Origin of the sequence: Amycolatopsis keratiniphila, from assembly GCF_000400635.2 — a bacterium.
GTDB classification, from domain to species: Bacteria; Actinomycetota; Actinomycetes; order Mycobacteriales; family Pseudonocardiaceae; genus Amycolatopsis; species Amycolatopsis keratiniphila.
The window spans coordinates 1723587-1743021 of sequence record NC_021252.1 but is presented as its reverse complement, the minus strand read 5'-3'; the positions used below and the strand labels follow the sequence as shown (position 1 = coordinate 1743021).

General features: G+C 69.4%; 14 protein-coding genes. 5 read left to right on the top strand and 9 right to left on the bottom strand.

All coding sequences use genetic code 11. The features are described 5' to 3' along the window. Positions 1–7: 7 nt before the first annotated feature. Complete coding sequence (locus tag AORI_RS49185) at positions 8–2380, top strand: Tex family protein (protein WP_016332029.1); 2373 nt, start codon at positions 8–10, stop codon at positions 2378–2380. Positions 2381–2446: 66 nt separating this feature from the next. Here AORI_RS49185 and AORI_RS49180 read toward each other — a convergent pair whose 3' ends face one another. Beyond that, complete coding sequence (locus AORI_RS49180; RefSeq protein ID WP_016332028.1) at positions 2447–4177, bottom strand: acyl-CoA dehydrogenase family protein; 1731 nt, start codon at positions 4175–4177, stop codon at positions 2447–2449. 25 nt (positions 4178–4202) lie between these two features. Continuing rightward, positions 4203–5540: a serine hydrolase domain-containing protein gene (locus tag AORI_RS49175; protein WP_016332027.1), complete on the bottom strand. Its 1338-nt coding sequence runs from the start codon at positions 5538–5540 to the stop codon at positions 4203–4205. Between the two features lie 275 nt (positions 5541–5815). Here AORI_RS49175 and AORI_RS49170 point away from each other — a divergent pair, with 275 nt between their 5' ends. Continuing rightward, positions 5816–7465: a DEAD/DEAH box helicase gene (locus AORI_RS49170; RefSeq protein WP_016332026.1), complete on the top strand. Its 1650-nt coding sequence runs from the start codon at positions 5816–5818 to the stop codon at positions 7463–7465. A 135-nt stretch (positions 7466–7600) separates the two neighbouring features. Here the strand turns inward: AORI_RS49170 and AORI_RS49165 are convergent, their stop codons facing one another. From AORI_RS49165 to AORI_RS49150, 4 genes are all read right to left on the bottom strand, one after another. Beyond that, complete coding sequence (locus AORI_RS49165) at positions 7601–8533, bottom strand: acyl-ACP desaturase (protein ID WP_016332025.1); 933 nt, start codon at positions 8531–8533, stop codon at positions 7601–7603. Between the two features lie 282 nt (positions 8534–8815). Then, complete coding sequence (locus AORI_RS49160; RefSeq protein ID WP_016332024.1) at positions 8816–9709, bottom strand: ABC transporter permease; 894 nt, start codon at positions 9707–9709, stop codon at positions 8816–8818. Then, positions 9696–10478, bottom strand: a complete 783-nt coding sequence (locus tag AORI_RS49155; RefSeq protein WP_016332023.1) for an ABC transporter ATP-binding protein — start codon at positions 10476–10478, stop codon at positions 9696–9698. The genes AORI_RS49160 and AORI_RS49155 overlap by 14 nt, the downstream gene beginning before the upstream one ends. Before the next feature lie 16 nt (positions 10479–10494). Then, positions 10495–11556 (bottom strand): ABC transporter substrate-binding protein, encoded by a 1062-nt coding sequence (locus tag AORI_RS49150; protein WP_016332022.1) that lies wholly within the window; start codon positions 11554–11556, stop codon positions 10495–10497. Between the two features lie 216 nt (positions 11557–11772). Here AORI_RS49150 and AORI_RS49145 point away from each other — a divergent pair, with 216 nt between their 5' ends. Continuing rightward, positions 11773–13293: a sensor histidine kinase gene (locus tag AORI_RS49145; protein WP_123798810.1), complete on the top strand. Its 1521-nt coding sequence runs from the start codon at positions 11773–11775 to the stop codon at positions 13291–13293. A 245-nt stretch (positions 13294–13538) separates the two neighbouring features. Here AORI_RS49145 and folP read toward each other — a convergent pair whose 3' ends face one another. After that, complete coding sequence (gene folP, locus AORI_RS49140; RefSeq protein WP_016332020.1) at positions 13539–14405, bottom strand: dihydropteroate synthase; 867 nt, start codon at positions 14403–14405, stop codon at positions 13539–13541. Between the two features lie 229 nt (positions 14406–14634). Here folP and AORI_RS49135 point away from each other — a divergent pair, with 229 nt between their 5' ends. Then, complete coding sequence (locus AORI_RS49135; protein WP_016332019.1) at positions 14635–15795, top strand: glycoside hydrolase family 88/105 protein; 1161 nt, start codon at positions 14635–14637, stop codon at positions 15793–15795. A 144-nt stretch (positions 15796–15939) separates the two neighbouring features. After that, complete coding sequence (locus tag AORI_RS49130; protein WP_016332018.1) at positions 15940–16944, top strand: winged helix-turn-helix domain-containing protein; 1005 nt, start codon at positions 15940–15942, stop codon at positions 16942–16944. A 98-nt stretch (positions 16945–17042) separates the two neighbouring features. Here the strand turns inward: AORI_RS49130 and AORI_RS49125 are convergent, their stop codons facing one another. Together AORI_RS49125 and AORI_RS49120 are read right to left on the bottom strand one after the other, a co-directional pair. Beyond that, positions 17043–18614 (bottom strand): alkaline phosphatase D family protein, encoded by a 1572-nt coding sequence (locus AORI_RS49125; RefSeq protein ID WP_016332017.1) that lies wholly within the window; start codon positions 18612–18614, stop codon positions 17043–17045. A 43-nt stretch (positions 18615–18657) separates the two neighbouring features. Further along, positions 18658–19314: an SH3 domain-containing protein gene (locus AORI_RS49120; protein ID WP_016332016.1), complete on the bottom strand. Its 657-nt coding sequence runs from the start codon at positions 19312–19314 to the stop codon at positions 18658–18660. Positions 19315–19435 lie beyond the last annotated feature (121 nt).

The following is a 19435-nucleotide window of genomic DNA, read 5'->3' as shown; positions in this document are numbered from 1 at the left end:
CGTGGGAGTGAGCGTGCAGGGCCTGCAGACAGTCGAGCAGAAGATCGCCGAAGAACTCGGCGTGCGCGAGGGGCAGGTCAAGGCGGCCGTCGACCTGCTGGACGGCGGATCGACCGTGCCGTTCATCGCCCGGTACCGCAAAGAGGTCACCGGGATGCTGGACGACACTCAGCTCCGCACCCTCGAAGAACGCCTCCGCTACCTGCGGGAACTCGGCGAGCGCAAGGTCGCGGTGCTGGAGTCGATCCGCAGCCAGGGCAAGCTGGACGAGGCGCTCGAAGCCTCGATCATGGCGGCGGACACCAAGTCCCGCCTCGAGGACATCTACCTGCCGTACAAGCCCAAGCGACGGACGAAGGCGATGATCGCCCGCGAGGCCGGTCTGGAGCCGCTGGCCGACGGGCTGCTGAGCGACCCGAACACCGACCCGCAGGCCGCCGCCGCGGTGTTCGTCGACGCCGACAAGGGTGTCGCCGACGCGCAGGCCGCGCTGGACGGCGCCCGCGCGATCCTCGTCGAGCGCTTCGCCGAGGACGCCGACCTGATCGGCGAGCTGCGCGAGAAGATGTGGGCGGAAGGCCGCCTGGCCTCGAAGGTCCGCGACGGCAAGGCCGAAGAGGGCGCGAAGTTCTCCGACTACTTCGACTTCTCCGAGCCCTACACCAAGCTCCCCTCGCACCGGATCCTCGCGATGTTCCGCGGCGAGAAGGAGGAGATCCTCGACCTGTCGATGGAGTCGGAGGAGCCGTCCGAAGAACCCCGCACGGGGCCGACCGAGTACGAGAACCGGATCGCGCACAAGTTCGGCATCGCCAACGAGGGCCGCCCGGCCGACAAGTGGCTCGGCGACACCGTCCGCTGGGCGTGGCGCACGAAGATCCTGCTGCACCTGGGCATCGACCTGCGGATGCGGCTGCGCCAGTCGGCCGAGGACGACGCCGTCCGCGTGTTCGCCGCGAACCTGCGCGACCTGCTGCTCGCCGCCCCGGCCGGCACCCGCGCCACGATGGGCCTCGACCCGGGCTTCCGGACCGGCGTCAAGGTCGCCGTCGTCGACGCGACCGGCAAGGTCGTCGACACGCACGTGATCTATCCGCACCAGCCCGCGAACAAGTGGGATCAGTCCATCGCCGAACTCGCCGCGCTCTGCGCCCGGCACAAGGTGGACCTGATCTCGATCGGCAACGGCACCGCGTCGCGCGAGACCGACAAGCTCGCCGGCGAACTGATCAAGAAGCACCCGGAACTGAAGCTGACCAAGGCCGTCGTCTCGGAGGCCGGAGCGTCGGTCTACTCGGCGTCGGCGTTCGCGTCGCAGGAGCTGCCGGGCATGGACGTCTCGCTGCGCGGCGCGGTCTCCATCGCGCGGCGGCTGCAGGATCCGCTGGCGGAACTGGTGAAGATCGACCCGAAGTCGATCGGCGTCGGGCAGTACCAGCACGACCTGTCGGAGATCTCGCTGTCGCGTTCACTCGACGCGGTGGTCGAAGACTGTGTGAACGCCGTCGGCGTGGACGTCAACACCGCGTCGGCGCCGCTGCTGACCCGCGTTTCGGGCATCACGACGACGCTGGCGGAGAACATCGTCGCGCACCGCGACGAGAACGGGCCGTTCAAGACGCGGAGCGGGCTCAAGGAGGTCGCGCGGCTGGGGCCGAAGGCCTTCGAGCAGTGCGCGGGCTTCCTCCGGATCCCGGACGGCGACGACCCGCTGGACTCGTCCTCGGTGCACCCGGAGGCGTACCCGGTGGTGCGGCGGATCCTGTCGTCCACCGGCACCGACATCCGTTCGCTGATCGGCAACACGCGGACGCTGCAGGCGCTGAAGCCGTCCGAGTTCGTCGACGACACCTTCGGTCTCCCGACCGTGACCGACATCCTCGCCGAACTCGACAAGCCGGGCCGCGACCCGCGTCCCGCGTTCAAGACCGCGACGTTCGCCGACGGCGTCGAGAAGATCGGCGACCTCAAGCCGGGGATGCGGCTGGAGGGTGTCGTGACGAACGTGGCCGCGTTCGGCGCGTTCATCGACGTCGGCGTGCACCAGGACGGGCTCGCCCACGTGTCGGCGCTGTCGAAGAACTTCGTCAAGGACCCGCGTGAGGTCGTGAAGCCGGGCGACATCGTCAAGGTGAAGGTGCTGGAGGTCGACGTGCCGCGCAAGCGGATCTCGCTGACCCTGCGCCTCGACGACGAGCCCGGCAAGCCCGCTCGCGAGCAGGGCGGCGGCGGTCGTGACCGCGGCCAGGGCGGCGGTCAGCGTCAAGGCGGCCAGCGCGGCGGCCAGGGCGGCCGTGGCGGCGGCCGGGACCGCGGCGGCAACTTCGGTGGCGGCGGCGCCATGGCGGACGCGCTCCGGAAGGCCGGTTTCGGCAAGTAAGGCTCAGAAGTCCGTGAAAGCCTCCTTCCCTACCCTCAAGGTAGTGAAGGAGGCCTTCACGGATCTTTAGGGATTCATCGCGTAGGCGCAGGAGAGATCGCGGACCAGGGACCACACGTGGTCGAAACGGGCCGCGTCCACGACCGGCTTCCGGATCGAAGCCAGCGCGAGCGCCTGCTGCGCGTCGGTCGAGGACGACTTCCCGTGCAGGTCGATCGCCGCGACGCTGAAGTCCTGCACCAGCACGGCGAAGATCTGGTCGACGACCTCGGTCTCGATCCCGGTGATCTCCGCCTGCTCCAGCACCAGCTGCCCGTAGACGACCAGTGTGAACAGCTCGGTCAGCGCGAGCCCGAAGTCGAGGTCCTGCTGCTGCGCCTCGTCCGGGGCCGCGTCGGTGAACAGTTTCACCAGCGCCTCGGCCTGTTCGGTGAACCGTGCGACGTTCGGGATCGCGGACGCCTTGGCGTACGCCTCACGCCAGTCGTGGAACCGCACCTTCGACAGCCCGCGCGCGGGGCCCTGGCGGAACAGGAACTCGTCGTCCGCCGCGTCGGAGCGGGTCGGCACCGGCTCGTAGGCCTGCGGCGCGAACAGGTACGCGGGTACGAACTTCGCGATCAGCGCGAGGTTCACCGCCACCGTGCCTTCGAGCTTCGGCAGGCCGTCGATGTCGTTCTTGGACATCGCGAGATAGGTGTCGGCCTCGAAACCCTTGGCCGCCACCACATCCGCGACCAGGCCGATGACCTTCTGCGCCTCGGTGGTCACCTTCATCTTGGTGATCGGGTTGAACAGCAGGTACCGGCGGTCGTCCGCGTTCGCGCTGCGGAAGTAGTCCACGGCGCGGTCGGAGAACAGCTTCATCGCGACGAGCCGCGCGTACGCCTCGACGAATTCCCTGCGCACGTGCGGGAAATCGGTGACCTTCTTGCCGTAGAGCACCCGGTTGTGCGCGTGCGTGATCGCCTCGTACAGCGAGTGCGTCGACATCCCGATGCCGCCGAAGCACAGGTTGAACTTGCCGATGTTGACCGTGTTCAGCGCCGCGGAGAACGCCTCGGCGCCGACGTGCAGGATGTCCTCTTCGGACACCGGGTAGTCGTTCAGCTCGAACTCGGCGACGTACATCTGCGACGGCACGACGTTCTTCACCACGCGGTAGTTCGGGTGCTCCGAGTCCGCGTAGAAGAACACGTACTGGTCCGGGCCCTCGACACCTTCGATGCGGCCGAAGACCGACACCGTCCGCGCGCAGTTCCCGTTGCCGATGTAGTACTTCGAGCCGTTCGCGCGGTAGCCGCCCGAGCCGTCCGGGGTGAGCACGAGGTCCGACGAGTAGATGTCGGCCCCGTGCTCCTTTTCGGACAGTCCGAACGCGGCGACGCCGCCGGCCGCGAGCGAGTCCGCCGCGCGTTTGCGGGCGGCCTCGTTCGCGCTCTGCCACACCGGGCCCAGGCCGAGGATGGTGACCTGCCACGGGTACCAGTAGTTCAGGCCGTAGAAGCCGAGGATCTCCGACAGGGCCGCGACCCGCGCGGTGTCCCAGCGCTTGTCGGGGTTCCCCTCGGCATTGGCGCCGGGAGTGAGGAAGGTCGAGAACAGGCCTTCCTTGCCCGCGAACTCGATGAAGTCCGCGTAGAAGGTCCGGTCGTGGTAGTCCTCGACGAGCTTGCGCTTGCCACGCTGTTCGAACCACTCGATGGTGGCACGCAACAGGCGACGCGTCTCCGGGTCGAACTGCTGGGGGTCGTACCCACCCGGGTTCAGCAACAACGCGGTCGCCTTTTCGCTCATGGTCACTCCTGGTCAGCCGAAGTTACTACACGGTAACCGTAGCGTCCCGCTTCGCCGTCCGGCCACCGAACTCGACCGAAGTCACCCGTCCACGCTCGTCGCGCAGGAACCGCGCGGTGGGCTTGCGGGTGTCCGCGGCCGGGGCGATCGCGTCTCCGCCGACGAAGACGGCCTCGAACGGCGGAGGCGACGGGAAGTCCTCGATTTCCGCGACGAGCTGGGTCCAGAGGGCGCCGTCCCGGTCGCTGACCACGAACGCCAGGTCCCCGGTTTGGTAGCGGCCCAAGTACTCGGCGATATCCGGCTGGGGCACCGGCGGCGGGCTCGCGAGCGGCGGCAGACCGACCACGTTCTCCAGGCACCAGTCGACGATCTTGGCGCCCAGCGCGGATCCGCCCGCGCTGTTGGTCAGCACCGTGACGGCGAAATCGTGCTCGGGCAAGGTCACGAACTCCGACAGCTGCAGATTGCTCACGTTGCCGCCGTGCCGGACCAGCCGGGCCTCGCCGTGTGTCGTGTGCAGCCAGCTCAGGCCGACCTCCTCGAAGCGCAGGGCGGCCTTGCGCTGCGGCGCGCGCATGAGATCACGGGTGGCGTCGCTGAGCGGCGGCTCGCCCTCGGCCTCGCCGGTCAGGAAGAACCGCGCCCACTTCAGCTGGTCGCCCGCCGTGGACCACAGGCCGCCGCTCGCGCTGTCGGCCCGGGTCAGGCCCACGGTGTGCTCGACCGCCGGCCCGCCGTCTCGCAGCACGTGACCGACGGCGTGACGGCGGGTGAGCACCTCCCACGGCAGGTAATACGACTCGGTCATGCCCAGCGGTTCGAGCAGCCGGGCGCGGACGACGTCCTCGAAGGCCTCGCCCGCCGCCACCTCGACGACCCGCCCGGCCAGCTGGAACCCGGCGTTGCAGTAGGAGAACACCTCACCGGGCGCGAAATTCTGCGGGAGGTCGCCGAACTTCGCGATCGCCAGGGCCAGCGCGTCGTCACCCCACCCGGTGGTGAAGTCCACGTCGCCGAGGAACCCGGCCGAATGCGTGAGCAGATGGCGCAGGGTCACCGTCTTCCGCGCCACCGGATCCGCCAGCGGGAGATCGGGAAGGTGCTCGACGACCGGCCGGTCCAGGTCCAGCACGCCGTCTTCGACCAGTGCCAGCACTGCTGCCGCGGCGAAGGTCTTGCTGGTGGAACCGATCATGAACAACGTGCCGGGATCGACCGGGAGCCCGGTGTCCACACTGGACACTCCGGTGGCGAACACCGACTCCTCGCCCCGGTGCGTCACCCCCACCACGGCGCCGGGGACGCGCGCGCGGCGCGCCTCCTCGTCGAGCACCCCTTGCAGTTCCTGAACGTTCGACACCCGTGTCCCCTTTCGTCCGGTCGGGTCAGCGTTTCACCGCGAGGCCGGGTCCGGCTCGTACGAACCGACGAACATCGGCGGGCCGGTGCGGGCGATATCACGTAGCCCGGGAGATCACGACCCAGTACACTGGGCCACGCGGTCCGCTCAGTTCTGCCTCGGGCCGCGTTTCGTTGTCGAAGACCACGCGCCGCGGCCCCCCGAGGTCTGCGCCGGGCAGGACAACCGTTTCTACTCTTACGGAGATACCAGGGCGCCCGTGCGCCCACACGCTTATGAGCACACCTACTTTCACCGAGCTCGGCCTGTCCAAGACTCTCGTCGACGCGCTCGCCGAACAGGGCGTCACCAGCCCGTTCCCGATCCAGGCCGCCACGCTGCCGCATTCGCTGGCCGGACGGGACGTCCTCGGCCGCGGCCGCACCGGCTCCGGCAAGACGTACGGCTTCGTGCTGCCCGTCCTCGCCCGGCTCGCCGACGGCCCGACCCGGCGCCGTCCCGGCCGCCCGCGCGCGCTGGTGCTGGCGCCGACCCGCGAGCTGGCGACCCAGATCGAGGCGTCGTTCCTGCCGCTGGCCAAACCGCTCGGCCTCAAGGTCACCACGATCTTCGGCGGGGTCAGCCCGAACCCGCAGATCACCCGCCTGCGCGACGGCGTCGACATCGTCGTCGCCTGCCCCGGCAGGCTCGCCGACCACATGCGCTCCGGCGAGGCGAAACTCGACCACGTCGAGATCACCGTGCTGGACGAGGCCGACCACATGGCCGACCTCGGCTTCCTGCCCGACGTGCGGCGCATCATGGCCGAGACCCCGGAGCGCGGGCAGCGGCTGCTGTTCTCCGCGACCCTCGACGCGGGCGTCGACGTGCTGGTCAAGCGCTTCATGCACGACCCGGTGACGCACAGCGTCGACTCGGCGCAGTCCCCGGTCTCGACCATGCAGCACCACGTGCTGCACCTGGAGGAGACCCACCGGCTGCCGGTGCTGATCGACCTCACCGCCGCCCCGGGCCGCACGCTGGTGTTCACCCGCACGAAGCACCGCGCCAAGCAGCTGACGCGCAAGCTCATGGCCTCCGGCGTGCCGGCGGTCGAACTGCACGGCAACCTCGGCCAGACGGCGCGGACCCGCAACCTGGAGGCGTTCGCCTCCGGCGCGGCGAAGACGCTGGTCGCGACCGACATCGCCGCGCGCGGTATCCACGTCGACGACGTCACGCTCGTCATCCACGCCGACCCGCCGGTCGAGCACAAGGCGTACCTGCACCGGTCCGGCCGGACGGCGCGGGCCGGGGCGTCCGGCACCGTCGTCACGCTGATGACCGACGCGCAGATCGGCGACGTCCGCGACCTCACCCGCAAGGCGGGGATCAAGCCGACCACGACGCAGCTCGGCCCCGGCCACCCGCTGCTGTCGGAACTGGCGCCCGGAGAGCGTTCGTTCACCGCGTCGCCGCGGCGGCCGATCGTGGACACGCGGCCGAAGAAGGTCACCGCGTCCGGCGAGGCCATCCCGGCCAAGGGTGACGACGAAGAGCGTCCGGCCCGCGGTGGACGTGGCGCCCGCGGTGGTCGTGGCCGTGGTCCCTCGGCCGGTGGCCGTGGCGCTTCCGGCGGCGGACGGGGTGCTTCGGGCGGCGGACGTCGCGGTGGCTCCTCGGACGGCCGTTCGCGTTCCGAGGGCGACCGTCGCGGTGCTTCCGCGGGCCAGGGCCGTCGCGGCGCCGAGTCCACCGGACGTCGCGAAGGCGCGCCCAAGGGCGGCCAGGGTCGTCGCGCCGCCGCCGAGGCGCAGCCGCGCCGCGGCTCCGGCGCCGCGAAGTCCCAATCCTCGCGGAACCAGTCCGGCGGCGCTCCGGCCCGCCGCGGCGGTGCCGCCGCGTTCTCCTCGGGGACCCGGGCCGGCTCGCGCCGCTCGCGCTGACCCACCCCGGACACGCGTGATCCCAGGCGGATCACGCGTGTCCGGAGGCGTAACTCGCGTGATTGAAGGCGTAACTCCGTGATCCGGCTCCGATCACGCGAGTGACGCCTCTGATCACGCGAGTGACGGCTCCGATCACGCCTGGCGGGCGGCGGCGCGGGCTTCGGCGGCCGCGCGACGTTCTTCGAAACGCGACGCCTGGGTGTCGAGGGCCTTCAGGAACTGGTCGAGTTCGTCCCGCGCCTTCTCCCCCACCTCGCCGAGCCCTTCGAGCTCGAAGATCTTCCACTGCCGCAGCAACGGCCAGATCACCTCGTCGTGGTGGATCCGCAGGTCGTAGATGCCCGCCTTCGCGATCAGCGCGGCCTTCCGCACGAAGCTCGGGATCACCGCGCCCGGCATCTGGAACTGGACGACCTCGTCGGTGATGGCGCGCATCATCGCGTCGGGTGTCAGCTCCAGCGACGCCTGCACCAGGTTCCGGTAGAAGAGCATGTGCAGGTTCTCGTCCATCGCGACCCGCGCGAGCAGCTTCTCGCACAACGGATCCTGCGTGTACTTCCCGGTATTGCGGTGCGAGATCCGCGTCGCGAGCTCCTGGAACGACACGTACGCGAAGACGTTCAGCAGCTCCTTGTCGCCGCTGTCGTACCCGGCCTGCATGGTCTGCATCCGCATGCGTTCCAGCTCGACCGGATCGACCGCGCGCGTCACCAGCAGATAGTCGCGGATGCAGATGCCGTGGCGGCCCTCTTCGGCGGTCCAGCGGTGCACCCACGTGCCCCACGCGCCGTCGCGGCCGAAGGCGCGCTCGATCTCGCGGTGGTAGCTCGGCAGGTTGTCCTCGGTGAGGAGGTTGACCTCCAAGGACGTCCGCGCGATCGGCGACACCCTCGACTGCTCGGGATCCCACGCCTCTCCGCCGAGGTCGGCGAAGTTCCGGCCCTCGTCCCACGGCACGTATTCGTGCGGCATCCATTCCTTGGCGACCGAGAGATGCCGGTTGAGGTTCTCCTCGACCGTCCCTTCGAGTTCGAGCATCAGCCGGGTGGTTTCGGGGACCGCCATGCGTTTCGTCCTTCCAGGGTACGGAAAACGCTACCTACGACACCGTAACTTACGGTCTCGTAGGTTAGCCACCCGCGAGCCGCGTTGGCACCCTAGGTACATGAAGGCCCCCTTCCTGTACCTAGGCGCAAGGAAGGGGCCTTCATGTACTTGGCAAGGTCGAGGGGGTGAAGGCTCCTTTCGTCGCATCAGACTCGGCGAAGGGAGCCTTCAGCCCACACCACTCCGCTAGCGCGTACTGGCGCAGGCTGGATCAGCCACAGCCGCGATCCGCGTAGCCACCTAAAGCGAAGCCGTCAGCCCCCGTGCCCGCAGGACCGAACGCTCCAACGGACGGAACACGATCAGCTCGATGCCGATCCCGACCAGCAGGATCAGGAAGATGGCCGACATCACGGCCTCCATGCTGTTGAACGACGAGCCTTCGTGCAGGTACGCGCCGAGCCCCTTGCCCAGCGCCGGGGACAGCGCGATCAGCTCGGCGGCCATCAGCGAACGCCACGAGAACGCCCAGCCCTGCTTGAGCCCGGCGAGGAATCCGGGCAACGCGGCGGGCAGCAGGATGTGCCGTGCGGACGAGAGCCGGTTCGCGCCCATCACCTGGCCGACGCGCGGCAGGATCGGCGGGATCTGGTCGATGCCGGCGACCAGGCCGTTCGCGATCGAAGGCACCGAACCCAGCAGGACCACGAAGTAGATCGACGCGTCGTTCAGCCCGAACCACAGGATCGCCGCGGGCACCCAGGCCACCGACGGAAGGCTCTGCAACCCGGTCAGGAACGGCCCGACCGCGGCCCGGACGACCCGGACCTTCGCCACGAGCAGCCCGAGCGGGGTGCCGATGACCACGCCGATCAGGAAGCCCAACGCGGCCCGGTGCACCGACGTCCAGACGAATTCGAAGATCTCGCCGTCGACGGTGATGCCGACGAGTTCGTCCCACACCGCGAGCGGCGCGGGCAGCATCGCCTCCGGCCAGAACGCGGCGGCCCACAGTGCCTGCCACAGCGCGACCAGCAGGACCAGGAAGACCACCGGCGGCACGAAGCCGCGCAGGAACCGCTTGCCCCGGCTTTCCCGGCGTTCGCCGGTCGGGGTGTCGAGCGAGTCGAGCCCCGCGCCGACGGCCTCGTCGGCGTCCTCCACCGCGGTTTCGGGGCGGTCAAGCCGCGGCATGGGTACTGATCACCTCCCGGAGGTGACCGGTGATCTCCAGCGTCAGCTCTTCGGCGTCGGAGGCCTGGACGTCGCGCCATTCCCGCACGACCCGGCCCGGCCGCGACGACAGCAGCACCACCCGCTGGCCCAGCCGGACGGCCTCGCGGACGTCGTGGGTCACGAACAGCACCGAGGTGCCGGTGCTGCGGTAGACGCGCAGCAGTTCACCCTGCAGGACGTCGCGGGTGATGGCGTCGAGCGCGGCGAACGGCTCGTCCATCAGCAGCAGCGACTGCTCCGCGTCACCGCCGACGCGCAGGGTCGCGGCCAGCGCCCTGGCCAGCGCGACGCGCTGCCGCATCCCGCCGGACAACTCGTGCGGCCGCTTGCCGCCCGCGCCGCCGAGACGGACGAGTTCGAGCAGTTCGGCCGCCTTCTCGCGGCGCTCGGCCCGGCCGAAACCGGCGAGCCGCAGCGGCAGTTCCACGTTGCGGGCCGCGGTCAGCCACGGCATCAGCGCGGCCTCCTGGAACATGACCGCGGGCCGGGAGGTTTCGAGCGTGATCGAGCCCGACGTCGGCTGGTCGAGGCCGGCGACCAGGTTCAGCAGGGTGCTCTTGCCGCAGCCGGAGGCGCCGAGGAGACAGACGAACTCGCCGGGCGCGACCGTCAGGTCCATCCCGTCGAGGGCCACGACGGCGCGGCCGGTCGGCCCGAACGCCTTCCGCACCCCGTCGAGCCGCACGGCGACCTCGGTGGACAGGCCGGGCTCCAAGGTGGTCGTCATCGCTGATCCCCTCCGGTCACTTCGTCAGGCCGGGCGCGTTCACGCCGGGCTTGCCCTGCTCCTTGAGCACGGCGTTGAGCGGGCCGAAATCGGCGAACCCCTTGAGGTCCACCGCGGACTTCACCACGCCCGCGGTCACCGAGTCCTGCGCGAGCTGGGTGAAGGTCGACGCCACCGGGTCGATGCCGAGTTCGATGCCGGAGAACGCGCGGTCGAGAACAGCCTCGTTCAGTGTGCTGCCCGCGAGCGCCTTGAGTTCTCCGTTGACCACCTTCTTCGCCTCGACGGGGTTGGTCTTCGCCCACTCGATCGCGGCGAGTTCACCCTTGAGGATGGCGGTGACGGTCTCCGGGTGCTGCTGGAGGAATTCGCTGCGGACGATCACGACCGTCGTCGGGAACTTGCCTTCCGGCCACAGGTTCTTCTCGTCCACCAGCACCTTCGCGCCCGCGTCCAGCACGAGCCGCGAGGACCACGGTTCGGGCAGCCAGCCACCGTCGAGCTCGCCCTTCTTGAAGGCGTCGAACGTCTTCGGGTTGTCGAGGTTGGTGACCTTGACGTCCGGCAGCTTCTTCTCGGCGACGAACTTCTTGAGCGCGACGTCCTGGGTGTTCGCCAGCGACGGCGTCGCGATGTTCTTGCCGCTCAACTGCTCGGGCGTGGTGATCTCGGGCTTCACCACCAGCTGCGCGCCGCCGGTGACGGCGCCGGAGACGAGCTGGATGGCGCCCTTGGACTTGGTGAAGGCGTTGATCGCGGGCCCTGAGCCGATGAAGGCGATGTCGAGCGACTTGCCGAGCAGCGCGTTGACCTCTTCGGGACCGGCGTTGAACGTCTGCGTGGTGAGCTTCGTCGAGCCGAGTTCCTTGGCGAAGAAGCCGTTCTTGGTGCCGATCAGCGCGGGCGCGTGCGTCACGTTGGGGAAGTACCCGACGCGCACCTCGGCCGCGGCGCCCTGGCTCTTCTGCTCCGCCGGGGCGGCGCCGCTGTCCGCGCGTGAACACCCCGCGATCCCGCCGGCCAGTGTCAGGGCGGCGAAGGCCGCGGCCAGCAAGCGGGTTCTGTGGTGGGTGCGCACGGGAGGTCGCCTTTCGGAGGGTACGACTCGGCTCGGGTGACGGCGCGAGAGTCGCATGTTCACCCACGTGCCTGCATCGCCATCCGAATGACGGGAAAGATGCTGAGAAAGCTTGACACCTGACGGAACAGTTGTTCCACATATCAGGACCGGTGTAACGGTCCAGGCCGAACGGACGAATCACGCTTAGTGGTGACGCACCCTCGGACCGTCGCGATGGCGGGCGTGCTGACCGCCGGGATCGGCATGGGCGTCGTCGCGACGACCCTCAAAATCGCCGACGGTGGACACACCGTTCTCGACACCACCTTGTCGTCCGCGACGGGGTTCCTCTTCCTCCTCGCCGGCGCCGTCGCGCACGTACGCCGCGCCTCGAACCCCATCGGCCTCCTCATCGCCCTGGTGGGGCTCGCGTTGTTCACCGAAGACCTCCAATTCGCCGACGAGCCGCTCACGCACACCGCCGGCCTGGCGCTGGCGGCCGCGTCCAGCCCGGTGATCGCGCATCTCGTGCTCGCCTTCCCTCACGGGAAACTCCAGTCGCGCGGGGAGCGGGTGCTCGCGTTCTCCGCGTACGCCGTGGTCTTCTCCTCGGCCGTGCTCGGCCTGCTGGTCAACGACGATCCACGGAACCTCGCCGCGATCGCCGCCTCACCGGAGGCCGAAGAGCTGGTGAAACGGCTGCTGGAACTGGTCGGCGCGCTGATCGGCGGCGGGGTCGTGGTGGTGCTGCTCTACCGCTGGCTCACCGGGCGGCTTCCGCAGCGTCGGCTGCTCTCCCCCGTCCTCGCGATCGCCGTGGTGGGCGCGGTGAGCACCACGGTCGGCAGCGCGCTCGGCTCCGGGCACCCGTTCTCGGAGCCGCTGCTGGACGTCTACCGGATCTCGTTCTGCCTGTGGCCGCTGACGTTCCTGATCGGGGTGCTGCGGGCGCGGGTCGGCAACGCGGAGATGATCCGGCTCCTGCTGGAACGCGACGGCTCCGGGCTGGCCGCGCTCGTGCAGGACGACGAGGTGTGGAAGGACAGCCGGTCGATCGACGCGCTCAACGCCGCGGCCGGGCTGGTGCTGGACAACCAGCGGCTGGCCGCGGAGCTGGAGGAGCGGCTCGTCGAGGTCCAGGCCTCCCGCGCCAGGATCGTCGCCGCCGCGGACGACGAACGACGGCGGGTCGAGCGGGACCTGCACGACGGGGCGCAGCAACGCCTGGTCAGTGTCGTACTGCTGCTGCGGATGGCGGAACGGCGGCTCGGGGACGACCTCACGCCCGCCGTCGCGACCCTGCTGAAGAGCACGATCGACGAACTGCAGGCCACCGTCACCGAACTGCGTGAACTCGCGCGCGGACTCCGGCCCCCGATCCTCACCGAGGCAGGGCTGATCCCCGCGGTCCGCTCGCTGCTGGACCGGGTCCCGATCGCCGTCCACCTCGCGACGGCGGACGTGCCGCGGCTCAGCGGCGCCGTCGAGGCCACGGCGTACTTCGTCGTCTCCGAAGCGGTCACCAACGCGTTGAAACACGCGCAGGCCGAGCAGGTCCGGGTGTGCATCCGCGTCGAGGAGGACGGCCTGCGGGTGGACGTCCACGACGACGGCGTCGGTACGGCCGACATCGGCGGCGGTTCCGGGCTGCACGGGCTTCGCGACCGGGTCCGCGCGCTCGGCGGCGAACTGACCGTCGCGAGCGAACCCGGCACGGGTACGACGGTTTCGGCCGTCATCCCGACGGACGGCTAAGCACCTGCCGCGGTCCGGTGCGCCGCGGTGCGTGTCTGCGGGGACGGCACTGGTGACCAGATGGACGACACGCGTGACTGGATGGACGACACGCGCGCTCGGCCGGGGCCGCCGCGAGTCGTCCACCTGGACACGCGTGTCGTCCATCCGATCACGCGTGTCGTCCCCGCAGTCACGCGAAATGCCCGATCGCATTTGCTCGGGCCACGGCTCCAGACCGAATCGCGCTGACGACCGACGGACGGCTAGGCGAGTCCTCGGATCGCGCGTGCGGGCGGCCGGGTCCCCTGGATCGACGCGACCATCTCCAGCACCTGCCGGGTGCGCCGGACTTCGTGCACCCGGAACACCTTCGCGCCTTCGGCCACGGCCCAGGCCGTCGCGGCGAGGGTGCCGTCGACGCGCTCCGCGAGTTCCACGCCGAGCGTCTCCCCGACGAAGTCCTTATTGGACAGTGCCATCAGCACGGGCCAGCCGGTGTCCGCGAGTTCCCGCGCGTGCCGCAGGAGCGCCAGGCTGTGCCAGGTGTTCTTGCCGAAGTCGTGCGTCGGGTCGATCAGCACCCCTTCACGCGGGACGCCGAGCGCCACGACGGCTTCGGCGTGGGCCGTCGTCTCCGCGACGACGTCCGCGACGATGTCCGGGTACCGCACCCGGAACGGGCGGGTACGCGGGACGGCGTTCCCGGTGTGCGAGCACACGTAGCCGGTGCCGAATTCCGCGGCGACCTCGGCCAGTTTCGGATCGGCTCCCGCCCAGGTGTCGTTGATCAGGTCCGCGCCTGCCTCCGCCGCCCGCCTGCCGACCTCATGGCGCCAGGTGTCGACGCTGATCACCAGGTCGGGATGCAGTTCGCGGATCCGCTCGACGAACGGGACCACCCGTCGGATCTCTTCCTCGACGTCGACGTCCGCGCCGGGGCCCGCCTTGACCCCGCCGATGTCCACGATGTCGGCCCCTTCGGCCACCACCCTGTCGACGGCCGCGAGCGCGTCCGGGTCCGAGAAGGTCGCGCCCTTGTCGTAGAACGAATCGGGGGTCCGGTTGACGATGGCCATGACCAGGGCGCGGTCCCGGGCGACGCGGCGCCCGCGGAAGGTCAGCTCGTTCACGCACCGATCGTAGGCGAGCGGAAGGAAAGTGCCGCCCAGCGGGACCGTCCCGGGGACCGGGAGCGCCCATTCGGGTGGCGTATCTGATATATGACGTAAGAGATCGGATCTCTCTTGACTCGCCGCCGAACACGCGGGTAGACGTTGTTCGGCCGGGATGGCGACGGACGGCGGATCGGCATCCCGGCCACTCATTCCCCCGGTTTCCCCGGCGCAGGAAGGACTTCGAATGGCACCGGATCCTCTTGGCGCGGCACGACTTTCGCGGCGCACCGTGCTGGCGGGAACCGCGGGCGCCCTCGGCGCGCTCACCCTGCCCGGCGTGGCCACCGCGGCTCCGGTGGACTGGTCGCGCGCGGTCGTCGACTCGACGATGAAGCGCCACACGCCGGCCACGCTCGGCGGCTGGGGCTACACCCGCGGTCTCTACCTCTACGGCCAGTACCTGGTGTACCGGCGCACCGGCGAGAAGTCCTACCTCGACTACATCCTCGCCTGGTACGACCGCTTCGTCACCGACAGCGGCATTTCCAACGGGTTCACCAATCTCGACGCGATGCGCTCCGGGCAGATGTTCCCCTTGCTGTACACCGAAACCGGGCAGGCGAAGTACAAGACCGCGGCGGACCAGCTGCGCGCCAGGTTCCCGTCCTATCCCCGGACGTCCGACGGCGGGATGTTCCACGCCACGAGCCGGGTCGGGCAGCTGTGGGCGGACGGCGTGTACATGGCGCAGCCGTTCCTCGCCCTGTACGGCAAGACCTTCGGCGATGCCGCCTACTGCTACGAAGAGGCCGCGAAGAATGTCAGCGTCTACTTCGACCATCTCAAGGAGCCCGCCAAGGGCCTGCTCTACCACGCCTATGACGAGGACGGCTCGGAACCGTGGGCTTCGGGCGCCGGACGGCATTCGAAGTACCACTGGGGGCGGGCGATCGGCTGGCTCGGGATGACGGCGATCGACCTTCTCGAAATCCTCCCGCGCGACCATCCGCGACGGCGTCGTCTCGTGGAGGTGGTCAAATTCCTCGCGGCCGGCTACACGCGCTGGCAGGACCGGGCTTCGGGCCGCTGGTTCCAGGTCGTCGACCGGGGCGGCGACAAGGACAACTGGCTGGAGACGTCGGCTTCGGCGATGTACACCTTCCTGCTCTCCCGCGCGGTGCAACGCGGCTACGTCGGCCCGGAGTACGGCCCTGTGGCCGCGAAGGGACACCGCGGGGTGCTGTCCCAGGTTTCGACCAATCCCGAAGGATTGACCGATATCGCGAACATTTCCGAAGGCACCAACGTCGGCGACACGGCGTATTACTACGCGCGTAAACGCAACACCAACGATTTCCACGGTCTCGGCGCGTTCCTCATCATGAATGAGCAACTGGTCCGCTGAGGTCGCCGCACCGGCCGAAGGACGCCTTCCCCGCTTCCGACCTGGGGAAAGCGTCCTTCGGTCGTTTTCCGGGCGGATGCCGGGTATTGACCGGAGGCGCTAACATCGCGTGCTGCGAAGCCCACTCCCAGGAGGGACGACCGGATGCGCGAGACGCCGCCCCCGGCTTCTTATACCCGGCTCGAACTCGGTGACACCAGCACGATCCCGGTCGGTGTGACGGTTTCACCGCACATCTCACTGGTTTCGATGCTCGTCGAGGTCGTCGGCGGGTACGACCGCGGCCTGCCCGCCCCCTGGCGGCGTCAGGTGGGCTCGGCGATCCCCGAGCAGGGATACCGTGCGGCGGGCGCGCTCGCCCGCCGCGGCACCTCGGTGCAGCCGGATTTCATCGTCCCGATCAGCCCGGGCGAGGACTCTTCCGCCGCCGCACAGGCGGAGATGCTGCGCGAACTGCCGGAAGCCGACGTCCTGAAAGGCCTGGAAGAGGTCTTCGGCGACCGGTTGCCCGCGCAGTGGCGGCAGGCCGCCGACCAGCCGAGACGCTGGGTCGCCTCGCTCGCGGACGCCTTCACCGCGACCAGGCTGGCGACCGAAAACCTCTGGACCAAGGCCCGTCCCCTGCTCGACCGCGAGATCGAACGTATCGGCGTCGCCTCCGTCCGCGGCGGGACGGACGCGGTGCTCGGCCTGCTGCGGCCGCATTTCCGGTTCAGCAACGGGTGTCTCCTGCTGCCCGACGCGGAACCGGCGCGGTACACCACGCGTGGCCGCAAGCTGATCCTCGTCCCGATGCTCGCGGGCAGCCGCTCGGTGGTGTCCAACTTCGACGAAGAGGACGCCATCTGGATCGGCTACCCGCTGCCAGGGCTCGACGGCCTGCTCGACGGCGGCAAGACCGAACCGGCCCCCGGTGTCGACGGGCTCGACCTGGTGGTCGGCGCCCACCGCGCGAAACTGTTGCGACATCTGGGAAAACCCGCCCGGATGGGCGAGATCGCGAATCTGCTGTCGTGCGCCGCGAGCACCGCGACCTACCACTGCGAACAGCTCGTTTCGGCGGGGTTGATCCAGCGGCACCGCGAGGGCCAGGTCGTCCTGGTGGTCCGGACTCCTCGCGGTGACGCGCTGGTGGACCTGCTCTCCTGACCAGGGTGCCGTGGGCTGAAAGCGTCCTTCACCGCATCTGATGCGAGGAAAGCGCCCTTCACCGCGTGAGACGAGGCGAAGGACGCTTTCAGCCCGCACTAGGCCCGCTGCAGCCCCGGCTTCCCCGCCTCGACGACGTACGAGCGGTCCGCGGCCAAGGTCACCTTCGAGAAGTCGTACTCGCTGGTGTCCGAAACCGTCATGAAATCCGCCCGCATCTGCGTTTGCGACGCCGTCACCCGGACATAGCCGCGCTTTCCCCGGCAGTACTTGATGTGCGGGTTGTTCGAAAGCCACGTCGACGACGGGTCGGTCGCGGTGTCGCTGTTGCTCGTCACCGAGGTCGTGACGAGTTCCGAACCGAACACCGGGTCGCTGTGGTTGAAGTAGTCGCGGCGCAGATCGGCCGCCCAATGCCGGTGGACGTCGCCGGTCAGCACGATCGGGTTCGGCACCTTGCGGTCCACGATGCCCTTCGCGATCCGGTCGCGCGAGGCCTCGTAACCCTGCCAGGAGTCGGGGCTCTCGCACGTCGCCTTGTTGCCGTCGCCGTCACGGGTGGCGAAGAAGACCTGCTGGCCGAGGAAGTCCCACTTCGCCGGGTGGGTCTCCAGCGCCTTCAGCAGCCACGCTTCCTGCGTGGTGCCCAGGATGCTGCGCGACGTCGACCGCATGTCCGTGCACGCCGGTCCCGCCGAACCGGACGGGTCGGGCACCTGCGCGCTGCGGTACTGACGGGTGTCGAGCATGTGGAACCGCGCGAGGTTCCCCCACGTGAACTGGCGGTACAGGCGGATCGACGCGCCGCTCGGCTTGGCGGTCGACCGGATCGGCATGTTCTCGTAGAACGCCTGGAAACCGGCGGCCTTGCGCGCGTCCGTCGCCGGGCTGGTGGTGCCGTTCCAGTTGTTCATCACCTCGTGGTCGTCGAAGACCACGAGCCACGGCGCCATCGCGTGCGCGTTCTGCAGGTCGGCGTCGGTCTTGTGCTGGGCGTGCCGGGCGCGGTACTGGGCGAGGGTCGTGACGTCCTCGGTGAAAGCCAGCCTGCGCGGGTTCAGCTCGGCGGCGGCGCGGCCGGACTTCCGCTCGTACATGTAGTCGCCCAGGAACAGCACCAGTTCCGGGTTGTCGGCGAGCATGCCCTTGTACGAGTGGTACCAGCCCTCCTCCCAGTGCTGGCAGGAGGAGAAGCAGTACTTCAGCTGGTTCACCGCGGCACCGGCGGCGGGAGCGGTCCTGGTCCGGCCGACCGGCGAAAGGTAGCCACTGGTCTTGAACCGGTAGAAGTATTCGCGTCCCGGCTCGAGTCCGACCGGTTCGATGTGCACGCTGTGCCCGGAGGCGCGGGCCGCGGTCGCGGTACCCCGCTGCACGATCGAGGAGAACGCCTGGTCGTTCGCGATCTCCCAGTCCACTGTGTACGAAGCGTCCGGCATCCCGCCGAAACCGTCGGGGTTCAGCGGGGCGGGCGCGAGCCGCGTCCACAGCACGACGCTGTCCGGCAGCGGGTCACCCGAGGCGACGCCGAGCTGGAACGGGTCGTGGATGGCGGGCGCCGCCGCCAGCGTTCTCGCGTTCGCCCACGAAGGCACCGTCGACGACAACGCCGCCGCCGAAACCGCCGCGGCACCGCCGAGGAGTACCGCGCGCCGATTCACCTGGCCCATGAAAATTCAACCTTTCGAAGTGGGGAAAGAACGGGGAGGGATTTCACGCGGCGTAATCGGTGATGCCGCCACTACAGGCTTCGAGCGTCGGATTGGCGGCGGCGTTGGCGACGCAGACCTTGTAATAGACCCACGATCCCTTCGCGACCGGCACGGCCTTGTCGACGTGGGTGCCGTTGCCGCCGGAAGCCCAGACGTAGAACGGGCCGGCGCCGCCCTTCAGCCAGTAGGCGACCACGGCGGACTTGCCGTCGGCGTCCTTGTCGTAGACGAGGAAATGAGCGTCCGATGAACGGAACTGCCCCTCACCCGCGCAGACGCCGGTCGAACATTCGGCGCTGCCGGAACCGACTCCGCAGTCGGGCGCGATCCGCTGGTCCGAGCCGGTGTAGACGTAGCTGTCGGAGATGTAGCCGCCCAGCGCGGGAACGTAGTCCCACAACGTCGTCGTGCCCAGCGGGCCGGCGACCGAGGTCCCGGTCGTCTGGCAGTCGATGGTCACCGTGGCGCCGTTGGCCACCGTGCGCACCGCGGTCGAGGAGGTGCTGGGGGCGCGGCGGACGTTCAGCGGATCACCCGCCGTCTTCACCGTCCCGGTGGCCGCGGCCATCGCGGGAGTGGCTCCGGCGAGGCCCAAGGCGCCCGCCGTCACCAGCACGAGAAAGAAACCGGCGAGCCGCCGGACACTTGAACGCTTCATGACCGCAGGGTCGACCGGCGTCGTACACATCACGTACAAACGCCGACCCGGTGTCTGCACATGCATGCGAATGGATCTAGCCAACCATGGCGGGACGGCAATATTATCGGCGGATATGGGG

Excerpts from the sequence above, each read along its gene's own strand:
- AORI_RS49180 (WP_016332028.1), bottom strand. The coding sequence starts at position 4,177 with ATGAGCGAAAAGGCGACCGCGTTGTTGCTGAACCCGGGTGGGTACGAC.
- AORI_RS49170 (WP_016332026.1), top strand. The coding sequence starts at position 5,816 with ATGAGCACACCTACTTTCACCGAGCTCGGCCTGTCCAAGACTCTCGTC.
- AORI_RS49165 (WP_016332025.1), bottom strand. The coding sequence starts at position 8,533 with ATGGCGGTCCCCGAAACCACCCGGCTGATGCTCGAACTCGAAGGGACG.
- AORI_RS49160 (WP_016332024.1), bottom strand. The coding sequence starts at position 9,709 with ATGCCGCGGCTTGACCGCCCCGAAACCGCGGTGGAGGACGCCGACGAG.
- AORI_RS49155 (WP_016332023.1), bottom strand. The coding sequence starts at position 10,478 with ATGACGACCACCTTGGAGCCCGGCCTGTCCACCGAGGTCGCCGTGCGG.
- AORI_RS49145 (WP_123798810.1), top strand. The coding sequence starts at position 11,773 with ATGGCGGGCGTGCTGACCGCCGGGATCGGCATGGGCGTCGTCGCGACG.
- AORI_RS49135 (WP_016332019.1), top strand. The coding sequence starts at position 14,635 with ATGGCACCGGATCCTCTTGGCGCGGCACGACTTTCGCGGCGCACCGTG.
- AORI_RS49130 (WP_016332018.1), top strand. The coding sequence starts at position 15,940 with ATGCGCGAGACGCCGCCCCCGGCTTCTTATACCCGGCTCGAACTCGGT.
- AORI_RS49125 (WP_016332017.1), bottom strand. The coding sequence starts at position 18,614 with ATGGGCCAGGTGAATCGGCGCGCGGTACTCCTCGGCGGTGCCGCGGCG.
- AORI_RS49120 (WP_016332016.1), bottom strand. The coding sequence starts at position 19,314 with ATGAAGCGTTCAAGTGTCCGGCGGCTCGCCGGTTTCTTTCTCGTGCTG.